The sequence below is a fragment of the Nostoc sp. genome (genome assembly GCF_036918245.1).
In the GTDB taxonomy this organism is placed as follows: Bacteria; Cyanobacteriota; Cyanobacteriia; order Cyanobacteriales; family Nostocaceae; genus Nostoc.
Window position 1 is genome coordinate 130,551 of sequence record NZ_JBALEF010000070.1, and the last position, 14,000, is coordinate 144,550.

At 41.2% G+C, this 14,000-nt stretch carries 14 protein-coding genes; 6 read left to right on the top strand and 8 right to left on the bottom strand.

Annotation, left to right across the window (positions count from 1 at the left end; all coding sequences use genetic code 11):
• Nucleotides 1-139 precede the first annotated feature (139 nt).
• Nucleotides 140-763, top strand: coding sequence for a Uma2 family endonuclease (locus V7L12_RS19330; protein ID WP_335086640.1), 624 nt, complete (start codon nt 140-142; stop codon nt 761-763).
• Here V7L12_RS19330 and V7L12_RS19335 read toward each other — a convergent pair.
• Nucleotides 758-3,358 carry a U32 family peptidase gene (locus V7L12_RS19335; RefSeq protein ID WP_335086641.1) on the bottom strand — a complete coding sequence of 867 codons (2,601 nt, stop codon included), beginning with the start codon at nt 3,356-3,358 and terminating at the stop codon, nt 758-760. The genes V7L12_RS19330 and V7L12_RS19335 overlap by 6 nt on opposite strands.
• A 242-nt stretch (nt 3,359-3,600) precedes the next feature.
• On the opposite strand from V7L12_RS19335, the gene V7L12_RS19340 reads away from it, so the two are divergent.
• The 5 genes from V7L12_RS19340 (at nt 3,601) to V7L12_RS19360 (ending at nt 5,756) form a co-directional block, all read left to right on the top strand.
• Entirely contained in the window at nt 3,601-3,960 is a 360-nt protein-coding gene (locus tag V7L12_RS19340) for a XisH family protein (protein ID WP_335086643.1), read from the top strand.
• Between the two features lie 44 nt (nt 3,961-4,004).
• Complete coding sequence (locus V7L12_RS19345; protein WP_335086645.1) at nt 4,005-4,337, top strand: XisI protein; 333 nt, start codon at nt 4,005-4,007, stop codon at nt 4,335-4,337.
• 525 nt (nt 4,338-4,862) lie between these two features.
• Complete coding sequence (locus V7L12_RS19350) at nt 4,863-5,201, top strand: hypothetical protein (RefSeq protein ID WP_335086647.1); 339 nt, start codon at nt 4,863-4,865, stop codon at nt 5,199-5,201.
• Between the two features lie 101 nt (nt 5,202-5,302).
• Entirely contained in the window at nt 5,303-5,506 is a 204-nt protein-coding gene (locus V7L12_RS19355) for a hypothetical protein (protein WP_335086648.1), read from the top strand.
• A gap of 1 nt (nt 5,507) precedes the next feature.
• Nucleotides 5,508-5,756 carry a hypothetical protein gene (locus tag V7L12_RS19360; protein ID WP_335086649.1) on the top strand — a complete coding sequence of 83 codons (249 nt, stop codon included), beginning with the start codon at nt 5,508-5,510 and terminating at the stop codon, nt 5,754-5,756.
• Between the two features lie 695 nt (nt 5,757-6,451).
• On the opposite strand, the gene V7L12_RS19365 is transcribed toward V7L12_RS19360, so the two are convergent.
• From V7L12_RS19365 to V7L12_RS19395, 7 genes are all read right to left on the bottom strand, one after another.
• On the bottom strand, nt 6,452-7,855 hold the full coding sequence (locus V7L12_RS19365; protein ID WP_335086651.1) for a ferredoxin:protochlorophyllide reductase (ATP-dependent) subunit N: 1,404 nt from the start codon (nt 7,853-7,855) through the stop codon (nt 6,452-6,454).
• Nucleotides 7,856-8,055: 200 nt separating this feature from the next.
• Nucleotides 8,056-8,850: a DUF5331 domain-containing protein gene (locus tag V7L12_RS19370; RefSeq protein ID WP_335086653.1), complete on the bottom strand. Its 795-nt coding sequence runs from the start codon at nt 8,848-8,850 to the stop codon at nt 8,056-8,058.
• A 32-nt stretch (nt 8,851-8,882) separates the two neighbouring features.
• Nucleotides 8,883-9,749 carry a ferredoxin:protochlorophyllide reductase (ATP-dependent) iron-sulfur ATP-binding protein gene (gene bchL / locus V7L12_RS19375; protein ID WP_012410753.1) on the bottom strand — a complete coding sequence of 289 codons (867 nt, stop codon included), beginning with the start codon at nt 9,747-9,749 and terminating at the stop codon, nt 8,883-8,885.
• Nucleotides 9,750-10,359: 610 nt separating this feature from the next.
• The gene (locus V7L12_RS19380) at nt 10,360-10,614 is read right to left on the bottom strand and encodes a TIGR02450 family Trp-rich protein (RefSeq protein ID WP_099103731.1); all 255 of its coding nucleotides are present in this window, start codon (nt 10,612-10,614) and stop codon (nt 10,360-10,362) included.
• A 198-nt stretch (nt 10,615-10,812) separates the two neighbouring features.
• The gene (locus tag V7L12_RS19385) at nt 10,813-11,046 is read right to left on the bottom strand and encodes a hypothetical protein (RefSeq protein WP_335086655.1); all 234 of its coding nucleotides are present in this window, start codon (nt 11,044-11,046) and stop codon (nt 10,813-10,815) included.
• Between the two features lie 279 nt (nt 11,047-11,325).
• Nucleotides 11,326-11,982: a GDYXXLXY domain-containing protein gene (locus V7L12_RS19390; RefSeq protein ID WP_335086657.1), complete on the bottom strand. Its 657-nt coding sequence runs from the start codon at nt 11,980-11,982 to the stop codon at nt 11,326-11,328.
• A 175-nt stretch (nt 11,983-12,157) separates the two neighbouring features.
• Nucleotides 12,158-13,606 carry a DUF2157 domain-containing protein gene (locus V7L12_RS19395; RefSeq protein WP_335086659.1) on the bottom strand — a complete coding sequence of 483 codons (1,449 nt, stop codon included), beginning with the start codon at nt 13,604-13,606 and terminating at the stop codon, nt 12,158-12,160.
• Nucleotides 13,607-14,000: the final 394 nt, after the last annotated feature.

Consider the following 14,000-nt stretch of genomic DNA (forward strand, 5'->3'; position numbering starts at 1 on the left):
GCGAAACCCAACAAAGTCTTGAGGATGTTGGGTTTCGTTCCTCAACCCAACCTACGCAGGTTAAGGTTTTTGGCTGAGGGTAAAGTGAGTAATACCAAGTAATTTGCTAAACTCTGAATCATCATCAGGAGTAAGTGTGATGTTTCAAGCCTTACCAAAAACGATCGCTTTTGAAGAATTTCTCAATTGGAAGCCAGATGGTGAATGTTATGAACTACACGACGGAGCAATTGTTGAAATCCAGTCAGTAGGAGATCATGAAGAGATTAATGGTTTTTTAGCTGGTGAAATAACTTTAGAGTTCAAACGATTAAAACTCCCATACCTGATACCCAAGCAAGCACTAGTTAAGATTCCTGACAAAGAATCAGGTTATTCGCCTGATGTGATAGTGATAAATCAAAAGAATCTTTCAGCAGAACCAATGTGGAAGAAGTCTTCAACGGTTACTCAAGCTGCGTCGGTTCCCTTAGTTATTGAAGTCGTCAGCACTAATTGGAGAGACGATTATGCATCCAAGCTGGTTGACTATGAAACTTTTGGCGTTCCTGAATACTGGATTGTTGACTATTTAGCTTTGGGCGGTAGAAAGTACATAGGTAATCCCAAACAACCGACTATTTTGGTTTATTATTTGGTGGATGGTGAGTATCAAGTTAACCTGTTTCGAGGTAGCGATCGCATCATATCTCCTACATTCCCGGAATTAAACTTGACCGCCGAACAGATTTTTCAAGCTGGGCGTTCAGAAAATCAATTATGACCGCAGTGCTGACACTCCCATAGGGCCACGAGTCACACCCAGTTGATTTTGCAACTTCAACTCTCGCCAAAGTTGGGAACCTGTAATCTCACCTTGCAATAATTGATTATAAAAATGTATTGTTTTACTCACTTGCTCTGGTGTTTCATTCACAAACTCAATGCGGAAGTGACGTAATCCCAGTTCTATCAGACGCTGTACGTACTCGGCTCCCGTTTGAGCAGTGCCGTTAAATACAGTATTGCGGCAACCTACATCTGCTTTAATAACGTGTTCGCTGCCTACACGGTCTTTTAATTTCACTTCCTGCTTTTCACAAGGTCGTCCACAGTTGGTGTAATCTGTACCCGTCGAGAGAAAGGCACAAAAAACACAATGCTCCATGTGAAACATCGGTATATGCTGATGGATTGTCACCTCAAACCACTGAGGTGGACAACTGGTGAGCAGGTCTTGTAGTTGGGTAATATTCAGGTCATAGGATGCCGTCAGCCGTTCTAAACCAAAGTGTTGCTGAAAGTAGTCTGCTGTTAAGGGATTAGCAACGTTGAGCGAAAAATCTCCGATACAAGGGTCTGCTGCAAAGAATTGCAATTGGTCATAGTTCCGTATCAGATAGCCGTCTGCTTCACAGGCACGTACTTGCTGCAAAATCCAATTTTCTCCCGGTTTGGTAATTCGGGGTGGTGCAACCCAGATTGTGGGGAGTTGGGAGTTAGGAGTTAAAAGTGAGGAATTATCTGCTTTGTTTTTTTGCTGTTGCTGGCGTACCATTTGCACCGCTTCTCGGTAGGCACGGGGGTCTTCAAATTCACAATACAGTGTTTCAATACCAGCTTTGAGGGCGGCTTGGAGTTGCTTGAGATTTCGTACTAGGACGATGAGTGAAGGAGACGTAGCTTTAGCTTCCCGCAGGGTGGGAGATGAGGAGGGGAGTAAGTTTTGGAAAGAGACATCAGAATGTAATTGCCAGCGTTTGGGTTGACTTCGCAATTCTTCCAACTGCGCCACAATTTCCCGCCGCATCCGGTTCAACTCACTTACGGGTAGCATAATAGCACCGCTGAGGTGGTTGGTTAGTGTTCCTAAACAGAAAGGTGTGTTACCGAGACGACCGAATTGTTCTTGTAAACGGTCTGTATCTAGGGGTTTAGTGTGTGCTTCAACCAGAGAAATTGCAGATTCTACCTGTACAATATTACCGAGTCGATCGCGGGCGATCGCAATCAATGGCTGACCAACTTCTCCATAAATTTCTACATTGATGGGACGCTGAAATTGGGGATTCTCGCCAGCAAAACTCTGACGCACTTGCTTATCGAGTTCTGGATCGCTGGTTTTCCAAATGCGATCGCCTATATGCACTCGGCGCAAGTTCAAGTCATTTCTACCAAAGGTCAGCACACTTTCCTTTCCTTTGGAAACCACCCCATAAACTCGCCCGCCTTCTTCCTTCGCCTCTGGATGACCGCAGTCAAATACAATTCCATCGCCTGGTTTTACAGGCGCTTCCAATTTGACTGTTACCTCTTCGTTTTGAATGCGGCTGACTTCACCTAAATAAACCCCACGTTTTTTACCAAAGCGGGCGTGAACTAGTTCCTGATTATTAATCCCGCCAAACCAGCCCGTGTAAAGTCCGCGAGAAAATGCCATTTCTAAGTTGTAGTGTTCTTGGTCTGATTGACCTCTCCCCCCTTCCCTTGTAGGCAAAGGGGTTAAGGGGTTAGGTCTTTCCAATTCCGTCATTACACTATCCAAAGCTTGCCGATAAACACGGGTAACATTAGCAACATACTCTGGAGCTTTCAGACGACCTTCAATCTTGAGACAGGTTACTCCTGATTTCACCAAATCTGGCAGAACATCTAATCCTGCTAGGTCTTGAGGACTGAGTAAATATTTGCGTTCTTTTAAATTCACAACTTCCCCATCGGCGATTAAATCGTAGGGCATCCGGCAAGCTTGGGCACATTCACCTCGGTTAGCAGAACGTCCACCTAAAGCCTCACTAGTCAAACACTGACCGGAATACGCTACGCACAAAGCACCGTGAACAAAAACTTCCAAGGGCAGCGAGGTTTCCTGTTGGGCAATCTGCTGCTGAATTTTATTGATTTCCTGAAGAGAACATTCACGCGCCAACACCACCAATTGACAGCCAAGAGATTTGGCAAATTCCACCCCAGCTGCACTGGTAATAGTCATTTGCGTGGAAGCATGGATAGAAAAATCGGGGGAAAGTTGACGGATGAGACGGCATATACCAATATCTTGAACGATCGCTGCATCCACACCAGCTGCAATAATTGTGCGGAGATATTGCTGTGCTTCTGCTAGTTCTTTGGGAAATATTAGGGTGTTGACAGTGACATAACCCTTTACACCCCGACGGTGCAGGAATGTCATCAATTGGGGTAAGTCCGCCTCAGTAAAATTTTGTGCCCGCATTCTAGCGTTAAACCGATCCAAACCGAAGTAAATCGCATCTGCCCCATTTTCCACAGCAGCTTTAGCACAGTCCCAATTACCTGCTGGTGCGAGTAGTTCAGGACGTTGAAGAGAGAGTTGGGAAAGGGAGCGATCGCTTTTCATTAGATTTAGGGAGGATTAATTAGCACCATAGTGATTTTATCGAAGTTATTGGGGGATGGGGCGATCGCTCTTTCATCTGCGGTTCATTCAATCCTCTTCTCCTCTGCATCTGGAGTAAGTAGACAGGCGAGAAGAAACAGAACTATATTAAATTTAGTTAAAAAAAGTTTCGCTTGGTTGTCAATGTATTAACAAAATGGAAATTCTTAAATCAAGCACCGCCATAAATTGGAATTAAACCTGTGTCTGCTAAAGATGCTTTTCATACAGTTGTCAAAACAGCACTTGAGAAAGATGGCTGGTTAATCACTCACGATCCTTATGCTCTCCAGGCAGGAACCCTTGAATTATATGTTGATTTAGGAGCAGAAAAAGTTATTGCAGCCGAAAAACAAGGACAAAAAATAGCTGTTGAAATTAAAAGTTTTCTAAGTCCCTCAAAAATCACAGAACTTTATGCTGCATTAGGACAATTTATTATTTACCGAATTGCTTTACAAAAACAAGAAGTTAATCGTACTTTATATTTAGCGGTTCCTAGTACTGTTTACAATGATTTTTTTATGCTTCCATTTATCCAATCTGTCATTCAAAGTAATTAGCTCTGTTTACTAATTTATAATATTGAACAGGAGGCGATCGCCCAATGGCAAAGCTAGAGGAATATCGACAATATATTAAGAATTTGCTTGAACAACACGCTAGTACTGTTTGGGATAATCGTATTCAAGCACAGACAATTTTTGATATAGAACATGATCGTTATCAATTAGTTTATGTAGGTTGGCGCGCTCAAAATCGCATATATGGGCCTGTTCTCCATTTAGATATTATTAACGAGAAAATTTGGATTCAGCAAGATGGAACAGAGGTAGGAATTGCTAATGAGTTGGTTGAATTAGGTGTCCCAAAAGAAGATATTGTTTTAGGTTTTCAGTTGCCATCTGTGCGTAAATATACAGACTTTGCTGTTAGTTAATTTAATTTATTAAAAATAGCGATCGCTCTCTCATCTGCGATTCATTGATTGAGAGTGGGTTTCAAGCCGCGTTCAACAAATGTAGTTCAGTAATAGCGCCGTTAATTTCAGCCATTTTCTACCAGTTTGCCTTTTACTTATGATTGTATCTGCGAGCGCTCTGCATCTTCTAGTTAAAAAGAGCGATCGCTTTTCTTTGTTGGCGTGGGCGGTTCGTTAAAAATAGCGATCGCTCGCTATTAGACAGAATAAAACTCAAATTGGGAATACTGAGTAAAGCGTAGGTATTAGCTTGCTAAGGTTTAGTAATTAGGAGGAAACGGTGAATTCAATGAAATACATCAATTTTAAACAAGTTTGTTTTTATTTTAATATAACTATTTGTAGGTATTTTTTATAATGTAAAGTGTGTAATTACTGATATTAAAAAACATGATTAGTTTTTATCAAGCTAAATTAAGGGTTTTCTCTCAGGTAAATATTTTTAAAATATAAGACTATAAATAAGTTTTATACAGTAGAGCAATGTCTTCTCCTCAAAAGAAAATAAGAGTAATAGCAGTACGGGATTCAATGCTTGACGGTCTTCCAAAAGAGCTTAAGAATAATTTTATATTAATTACAATATTATATATTATTATTTTTATGCTTGTATGGGCAGTTTCAGAACAATTATTAAAGTTCATCATTTTTCCATTGTCAATTATTTTTGGAAGCAATTCTTTTTATGATTGCCCTAGTTTGTCTGAAATAGCCAATGGTTCTCGTTTATGTATGCTTCAAAATTGGGTAAGCGAAAGTATAAAATTTATATCGTGTATAATAAGTTTTATTTTTTTACTTACACCTATAGAAATTTTATAAAACTAGAGAAGTTTTAGCTTTTAAAGTGTTCAAACCCAGATGATTATTACAAGTAAAAAGCCAAATAAATCCATCCATACTTAGAGGTTAATTAAGTTAATATGAAGAAAGAAATGGGCATTATTTTAGGCATTTTAGCCTTTGTTTTATTATCAAACATTATAAATAAACTATTTTTTGAAAAATCATCTGAACAAATAGCTAAAGAAAAGTGTAAAAATCTAGTAAACACAGCAGAAGCACTTGTTCCTGGGGGGTTTCCAATAACTGTTACAATTGACAGTAAAACTTATAATTGTAATTAATATGAAGGAAACTATAAAAACATTTAAGATTACTTTTGGAATTATGACTATAGTTAGCGTAGTTGTTTTTGGATGGAATTTTTATCAAAAACAACAAGCAGAAGCAGAGTTAAATCAGGCTTGTGAGAAAATGAATGCATTACGTTCTGAAGTTATAAGAAGAATAGACAAAGGAGAAAAGGTTTCTAATACAGAAGTATCAGCAATCAATCAAATAGGGGTAATAATGACAATTAAGTGTCCTCAGTAATTTTAATAGTGAAGATAAATTTTATGAAACCAATCGCCGTTTTGAAGCATATCAAACAGAAGTACAAGCAATATCTCAATTAGGAATCAGCTTTCATGACTGGCTTAAATTAACTCCATCTACAGAAATTAAACCAGACGGCGCAGAATTGATGTATATCATTCCATCCAAACCTTTAGATTTCCAGCCTTGCATCTGAATTAAGTTCTCTCTTTTTCTTGGCGTACTTGGCGTCTTGGCGGTTTGTTAAAAAGAGCGATCGCTATTTATTGAACAAACCACAACTCAAATTGGCAATACTGAGTAAAGTAAGCCAGGGCAAAGATAATGAATTAAGTCTTTAAATATGAAAAGATAGTCAGATAAGGAAAGCGCCGAGCCAGCAGCGCAGTTAGGAAATTGGTAAGTTTATACAATAGTGCTAGTATGGTGCAACTAACTGTATACATTGATCAAAACGCGGCAGTTAATTAACAGCAATAGAAGCGATCGCTGTTAACTCCTTTTTTAATAATAGAAGTAAAAAAAGATACTTATTAAATATTTAGTGCGACGTTAGTGGCGTCCTTTTGTCAAGCCCCTCTCCCTCTATTCATGGATAATGGCAAGCCGCTGCGCGTCTACGTAAAAAAAGGACGAACCTAAAAGTTCGCCCCTAACATGGTGTTATGCTGTTGCTCAATCCGAACCCAAATCTAAATCTTCGCTTCTTCTCTCACCAATTTATCCCAACCCAAATCTTTCAAATTATTATTCCGACGCAACGGACGAGTCACCAACTCTAACATGTCACGCGCATTCGTAAAGCCGTGAATTTGAGCAAAAGTGAACTCCACAGACCACTTAGTATTAATACCGCGTGCTTCCAACGGATTAGCGTGAGCCATACCAGTAATTACCAAGTCTGGTTTCAACGCATAAATCCGCTGAAGTTGATTGTAATTATCTGGCTTCTCCACAATCCTTGGCAGGGGTGAATTCATTTCCTGACATGTTTTCTCTAACAATGCCAACTCAGCAGCTTGATAGCGCTTATCCATGTAGGGAATGCCGATTTCATGAACCGTCATCCCACACCGGATTAAAAATCTTGCTTGGGAGATTTCCAGCAAGTTATCACCCATGAAGAATACAGACTTACCGCGAATCAGTTTCACGTAATCTTCCAAGCCTGCCCAAATTTGGGCTTCCCGTTCATCTAAACCCTTGGGAGTAATACCAAACACCGAGCAGATTTTCTCAATCCAAGCGCGAGTGCCATCGGGGCCAATGGGGAAGGGTGCGCCAATAAGTTTACATTTGCGGCGGCGCATTAAGGTGGTAGCTGTGCGGCTGAGGAAGGGGTTGACACCAGCGACATAATACCCTTCTTCCAGTACTGGCAATTCAGTGAAGCGCTTCGCGGGTAGCCAGCCGGAAACTTTGATGCCTTGTTTCTTCAGTTCCAAGGTTAACTGAGTAACCACGGGGTCGGGAAGGGAGCCAAAGAGAACCAGTGGTGGATGATCTACGTACTCAGATTCATCTTGGGCGACATCTTCTTTCTTCTTGCCGAAGTTTAGCAATTTAGCGATCGCATTACGTTCATTTTTCTCTGTTTCCGCCACCGGAGCCTTATCAGGACAACGGTTAGCCATTGCTGCCAATACGGTGTCTTCTCCTTGGGTGAAGGCGTAATCTAGACCATTTGCACGCGCTACAACGATGGGAATCCCGATTTCGGATTCTAGTTTCGGTGCTAAACCTTCCAAATCTGTTTTGATAATTTCGGTGGTACAAGTGCCAATCCAGACAATTACACTAGGATTGCGATCGCGTTTAATCTGCAAGCACAACCGCTTTAACTCTTCATAATCACTCAGTTGTGCCGAAATATCGCCCTCTTCCAACTCTGCCATTGCATAGCGGGGTTCAGCAAAAATCATCACCCCCATCGCATTTTGCAGGAAGTAGCCACAAGTTTTTGTCCCAATCACCAAAAAGAAGCTATCTTCAATTTTTTGGTATAACCACGCCACGCAGCTAATTGGGCAAAAGGTATGGTAATTCCCGGTTTCACATTCAAAGTTTAAAGCTTCTGGTTGTTGAGCGACAGTCATTTTGGTTTTTTCTCCCCTTGATATTTAATGGCAGATCAACCAATTTCAGATTTTAGACTTCGGCTTCGCTCAGTCGAACGATTGATAATTTTGGATTGAAGGCTGGGACAACAAAAGTATCCTCTGTCTAACGACAATTTCCCTAATTCCTCATCCAAAACCCCAAATCTAAAACTTAAAATTGCGAAGAACGGCAATAATTAAGCGTTGGGGAAGAGACGGGCAATTTCTGATTCATCAAAAACGCCTGCTGGCAGTTCTTCCCCTAAAAAATCGTTATTTTCTTCAGCCTTTTGCAAAGCTGTTTCATCACCCCAGACATCTGATAACACGTCTTTAAACGCATTCTCATCTAGTGGACTATCTTCAAGCGCCTCGTCTTCGTCTTCATCCAGCTTTACTTCTGTTGCAGCTGTTATATCGAAGGCAATTTCCCCAAATTCATCTGCTTCTAAACCAGAGGTTTGGAGAGACTCATCTTTTGAATCGTGTCCGTTGGTTAAGGAAATATCGCCAAAGCCATTTTCCGTTTCCTCCAACTCGCTGATTCCCAGGCTTTCATCCTCAGAATCCACGATTGCGAACTCTTGAACTACCGCCACCGATACAAAGCCATTTGCATGAGCATGTGTCAATGTTTCATCTTCAGGCTTTTCATCAATGACAGCTGCTGCTTGTTCTACGTATTTCTCTACATCTGGGCTGACGACAAAGCGATTACCGAGAGCGAAATCTGGGTCAAAATGCAAATCCAGCACCTCAATTAGGGTATCGGCGTCAGGATTGAGTTTGGCAAAGGGCAACATTAACTGCGCTAGCTTTGGCTCTAGGGCGTTAAGAACTCCCAGGATGAGGTAAGAAGGTGGTCGCTTCCCGCCATCAGGGGTGTACACTGATTCCACTTGCATGTGCAGGGTAATCCAGTCTCGATTATTCTGGAAAAATTGCAACCACTTTTGCTTTATTGAATCTGTAAAGCTGTGAAAGAATGCCATGTTATTGTCCCCCATCCTGAGAACTTAGTGATTTATACAATCATCAAGTCTAGTTCCTCTTCTGAATTAGGAACCTGGGGTTTACCCGGATTTAGATAAAAATCAGACAACAAAGAGAACAACTCCCGATCTGGTGTGTCGTTAGGTACAACACCTTCGGGACGCGCCAAAATTTGGTCGGCGATGTTGAGATAGTAGTCGCAAACGTAGTCTAGGGAAGGATCTTGCTCTGCCATCTCAAACAAAGTCTTACCTTTCACACGGGAAACACGGATATCTTCAATCAAAGGTAAAACTTCCAAAACTGGCATGGGCACTGCTTCTATATATTTTTCAATCAAGTCGCGCTTGGAGGTGCGATTGCCAATTAACCCAGCTAGACGCAGTGGGTGAGTTCTTGCTTTTTCGCGGACTGAAGCAGCAATGCGATTGGCAGCAAATAAAGCATCAAAGCCGTTGTCTGTAACAATCAGGCAGTAATCTGCATAGTTGAGTGGTGCTGCAAAACCACCGCAAACTACGTCACCCAGAACGTCAAAAAGAATTACATCGTACTCATCAAAGGCGTTGAGTTCTTTAAGTAATTTTACGGTTTCACCGACTACGTACCCGCCACACCCAGCACCCGCAGGTGGGCCACCAGCTTCTACGCAATCCACACCGCCGTAGCCTTTGTAAATTACATCTTCCGGCCAGACATCTTCGTAGTGATAGTCTTTTTCTTGGAGGGTGTCGATAATTGTCGGAATCAAAAACCCAGTCAGGGTAAAGGTACTGTCATGTTTGGGGTCGCAACCAATTTGCAGCACTTTTTTGCCACGTTTAGCTAGGGCGACGGATATATTACAGCTAGTTGTGGATTTACCGATACCACCTTTTCCGTAGACTGCTAGTTTCACTGTTGTTTCCCTCTTATAGCTTTTTGTCAAACTTGTGGCTCAAACATTTGCCTTCACCTTTCCTGAGATGGCGATGCGTGAGGTCTGTTGATGTCATTATTGGGCAAATTACCTAGAAAAGATAGTAGCTCTGAATCTGTAAAACGGTCTTATCCGATGAATTAAATCTTAATTATGTCTATTTGGGTTTTTATGAACCTTAAAGACTTTAAAAGCTCTCAAAAGAGTCAATAAAAAGTTTTTATTACTCATTTTTGTAAAAATAGTTACAAAATACAAAAAGCTAAAATCGGCTTTTTTGAATGCTTTTCATAGAATTAGCTGATGTTTTTACAACGTGTTTTCAAGGCATTGGGGCGCAGGGTCAAGGGGAAACAGAGGTATATGCAGCCTGATACTGGAAATACTACTGGAATTTGCGTTAGCGTAGCTCACCGAAGGTATCGCAGATAAATCACCAGTTTTCAGCCGATAGCTAAGACTGTTTAATTGCTGCTTGAGAGTAAGTTAGTGTGATTTTGTAAAAAATTATTAATTTGCCAAATAATCAGGCGGCAGCCCACTAATGGGCATTCCCAGTCAGAGGCTGGGAACGAGGCAACAAAGCTAATTAGGACACTTCAGTTTCAAGTCCGTGGATTTCCTGTAATGTTTGCCAGCCAGCTTGCCACTGGGAGTTATCTTGTAATAATTTGGCATTTATCCAAAAACGGACTTTCGGATCGCAAGCAGCAACCATTTCGGCATAAACCCACTTAGCCTGATTTTTACGATTGACAACTTGGAAGTGCCGCCAGCCATCGACTTTTTGCTGTGCTGTCCACTTAGAACCAACTAGGTAAGGAAATTTTTGTTTTTTTGTCATTTGTTATTAGTCATTAGTCATTAGTCATTAGTCATTTGTCATGGGGCATTGGGCACTTGTACTGAGCGTTCGCGTAGCGTCTCGTAGAGAAGTCGTTGGCGCAGCCTCTCGTAGAGAAGATTGGGCATTGGGAAGAGACAAGGAAGAAACTTGTTCAATAATTCTCCCTCATCCCCCTTATCCTCCCCCAGTCCCCAATTAAGATGTCACCAAATCACCATTACGGGTAAACTTCTGGCAATGCAACTCACTATCTTGCCGGACACATAGCGAAAACCATCTGATATGACTCCAGCAGGTGTTGATGTTGTTGGTAATTTTGCGCTTTTTCTTGGAAAGTCGTTGCCTTACGACTTCGTTAGGGCAAAGTATTTCTAACGTACCCGTACCATCTTCGTAATCGACGATGCGAAATAGACAGTCTTGCAACATAGCACGGCTGCTGCTGTCGAAGAACCGCTTAAACCTGTGTAGCTAGCTTTTCCCCTTCAGTCATTTGGCTGATGGGTTTTATTTTCAAGAAATCCTCATCCTCAAAATCAAAGTCATCATCTTCAAAGTCGTAGGGGTCAATCATTTTTAGCATCCACTAGGCGACCTGGAATTATGGTAACTCCGTGTGGGGGCAGGGGAATAAGGAGATACGGAGATGGTTTTGTACCATTGACTTGAAAGTTGATGGAGTTTAACAACACCTTGCACTGCTGAGAATTAAAAATGATATTTGCGATCGCGTACCCACATATTTATAGGTATCGCTTTACCTTGTGCATTCACTTTCACTTCCACTACTATCGGTTGCGGCTGTCCTGGTTTGATTGATCGGGCTTTAGAGATATCATTGTTAATATCGTTCCGTTGATCCTCTGGGATGTAGTAAGTTTCTAAGCCATAAGTAATCGAATTATAGCCACTATATTGACCTTTTAAGGCTATCTGATTTGCAGCTAAGGAAGTTGGGAGTTGTCCACTTACGCGCACAGGTTTCCAAGCTTGAGGAATTCCACCAGAGGATTTTTGCTCTTCCAAAATTATATACAAGTTGGTTCCCTGCGCCAAAGGCTCGCCTCGTTTATCGGTAGCAGGATTTTGCTTCACCAAATCTCCCCAACCAGGAAGTTTTTTTAAATTATCTATGCGAGAAATTTGATAATTTAGCGTCACAGAGTAACCGCGCAGCAAATCGGAAGGATCTACAGGTAGAGTTTGCAAAATAACTGTTTTACCTGTAACAAGTGTGTAAACTGATTGGGCTGGTACTGCTAAGATGATCGCTGTTTGAATTAGCAGAGGAACTACAAACCGCCAAAAAGCTATAGGTTTTTTTGAAGGTTCATTTTGCAAAGGTAATGCTTGATTAGTTTCCATAGGGAATAATCCGAAAAATGAGTTTTAAGTATTGAACAATCGGCTTTTTTGAAATTCATAAATTTATTACATAAATTCTGCATAAAAATGCACTTGATATTTATTAAACGAACCACGAAAGATGCAAAAAAAGATATGGTTCAAGTAATTAGTGCTTTGTTACAGAGATTTTGTATTATGACCGATTCTCATCAGAAGTTGATAAAACTGGTAAAGACGACAAATAACGTTCAAACCACAATCCAGCAAAAATTACAGCGACACCGCACAAAACAAAAACTAAAGATTTGAAGAGTAAAGCAGTGTCGTACTCTAGCGTTCGGCTGATAATTTGTAGTGTTAATAATATTAGTCCACCCCAAAAATCGCGTCGTTGTCCTGACTCCAGCGCTTCCCGAATTAGTTCAAACCCTAACACTGCTAAAAGGACATTAAAAGCAAATATGGGAATGGCTGGAATCAAAGTGATAGCTTGATGAACGAAGATTAATAAAGCAGTTATGACAATCAAGCTGCCAATAAAGATTGTTTTGATATCTATTCCTTGGCGTTCCCTGTTGCCTGTTGCTCGTAGCAAATGCCACCATTGCCACAGAGCTAAAACTGTGAAAATTGCCACATCAATAAAGGGTAGCGAAGTTGCTAAGTGATTATTTTGAAATTCAGTGTAATAACCAACAGATGGATCTGACCATAACCAACGGAAAGACAGGTAGTAAAACGTGATGCTGAAAAATACCCTAGCTAAAGTCCTAGCAAAGGGCTGAAATAGCCTGGAAGAAACTCGCCAAAATAGTAAGTCATCATAACTCCACAATAATGCTGGGGGGAGGGCAAAGGCGGCTATAGCAATCCAAGGTGGAGCATCTCTGTATGTCAGAACTTGCAGCGACTGGAGATGAAATTGCCAGGATGTAACAAATGCGATCGCCGCAATTCTGAAAATCCAACGGGAACGACACCAGTAAGCTAAAGGTACAAATACTACACCTAAGAGTAGGGGCAGATGTTGTATTACCAGCCGCGCCCATGTCAGCTCATTTTGTGCAAAGTACCCATCGAAGCATCCGATCGAATACCCGATTAGTACTAGAATCAGGGCAAGCATCCCCAAGGAAGTCAAGCGCAAACCGTAAGCCATTAGCAAAACAGCCAACCCCCAAATTAAGAACAGTTCGTAACTTGAACCGCTAATATGGAACATTTGCGCCAACAGCGCTATATTTGCGCCTATCGTCAACGCACCTAAAAGTAGCAAGCCTTCTCCAAAGACCTGTTGGCGGCGTTTTCGGCTTCTTGGGGAAATATTATTGCTTGCAGGTTGTCTCCACAAAATAAAACCAGCAATATTAGTTATCAGGAATAAACTTAACAGTAGTGTTAACTTGGCTTCTCTATTCAAAGCTTGCCAGTTGGCAGCTACAAAAGTAATTACACCTAAGCCTAACAATGTTGCACCCACAGCGATCAAGATAAAAACGAAGCGATCGCGAGCGGCAGTTTCTAGATTATTAAATTGATACCTTTGTGCAAGTATTTGGTAAAAATCGGCATCAATAAGTCCTTCATCCTGCCATAGTTGCGCTTCTTGACGCAACTGGCGGCGAAAATTATCAAGTAACATGATTTTCTCCGAGGCTGTAAGCAAATAGAATGTAGGACGAGAACTATGCTCGTCAGATCAATGAAGCTAATTATACTTACAGTGTCGATCGACTGTTTTACGCAATACAGGCGTGAAAGTAAAGATGGGCTTGACATTATTTAAGGCGATCGCCTAGTTCATTGCCTCAAACATCTCACAACTGCCTAGAAAGTACAAATAATGAATTTTTATTTCCATGAGCGGTAATACTACTACTCTATAAAGATGTAAAGACCGATCCCGCTAGTCGCCTCCATGTTTTTACAATGACGATATCAGAACAAAACTGATTCTTGTTCTGTATGCGACGAACACTTCGCCCAAAAAGTGTTCCCCCAAAGTTCTGATATCTGAAGACAAGCTGCCGTCCGAG

Coding starts and splice junctions, on each gene's coding strand:
- V7L12_RS19350 (WP_335086647.1), top strand. CDS start 4,863: ATGTCTTCTCCTCAAAAGAAAATAAGAGTAATAGCAGTACGGGATTCA.
- V7L12_RS19395 (WP_335086659.1), bottom strand. CDS start 13,606: ATGTTACTTGATAATTTTCGCCGCCAGTTGCGTCAAGAAGCGCAACTA.
- V7L12_RS19365 (WP_335086651.1), bottom strand. CDS start 7,855: ATGACTGTCGCTCAACAACCAGAAGCTTTAAACTTTGAATGTGAAACC.
- V7L12_RS19330 (WP_335086640.1), top strand. CDS start 140: ATGTTTCAAGCCTTACCAAAAACGATCGCTTTTGAAGAATTTCTCAAT.
- V7L12_RS19385 (WP_335086655.1), bottom strand. CDS start 11,046: ATGTTGCAAGACTGTCTATTTCGCATCGTCGATTACGAAGATGGTACG.
- V7L12_RS19335 (WP_335086641.1), bottom strand. CDS start 3,358: ATGAAAAGCGATCGCTCCCTTTCCCAACTCTCTCTTCAACGTCCTGAA.
- V7L12_RS19370 (WP_335086653.1), bottom strand. CDS start 8,850: ATGGCATTCTTTCACAGCTTTACAGATTCAATAAAGCAAAAGTGGTTG.
- V7L12_RS19380 (WP_099103731.1), bottom strand. CDS start 10,614: ATGACAAAAAAACAAAAATTTCCTTACCTAGTTGGTTCTAAGTGGACA.
- V7L12_RS19390 (WP_335086657.1), bottom strand. CDS start 11,982: ATGGAAACTAATCAAGCATTACCTTTGCAAAATGAACCTTCAAAAAAA.
- V7L12_RS19345 (WP_335086645.1), top strand. CDS start 4,005: ATGGCAAAGCTAGAGGAATATCGACAATATATTAAGAATTTGCTTGAA.
- V7L12_RS19355 (WP_335086648.1), top strand. CDS start 5,303: ATGAAGAAAGAAATGGGCATTATTTTAGGCATTTTAGCCTTTGTTTTA.
- V7L12_RS19360 (WP_335086649.1), top strand. CDS start 5,508: ATGAAGGAAACTATAAAAACATTTAAGATTACTTTTGGAATTATGACT.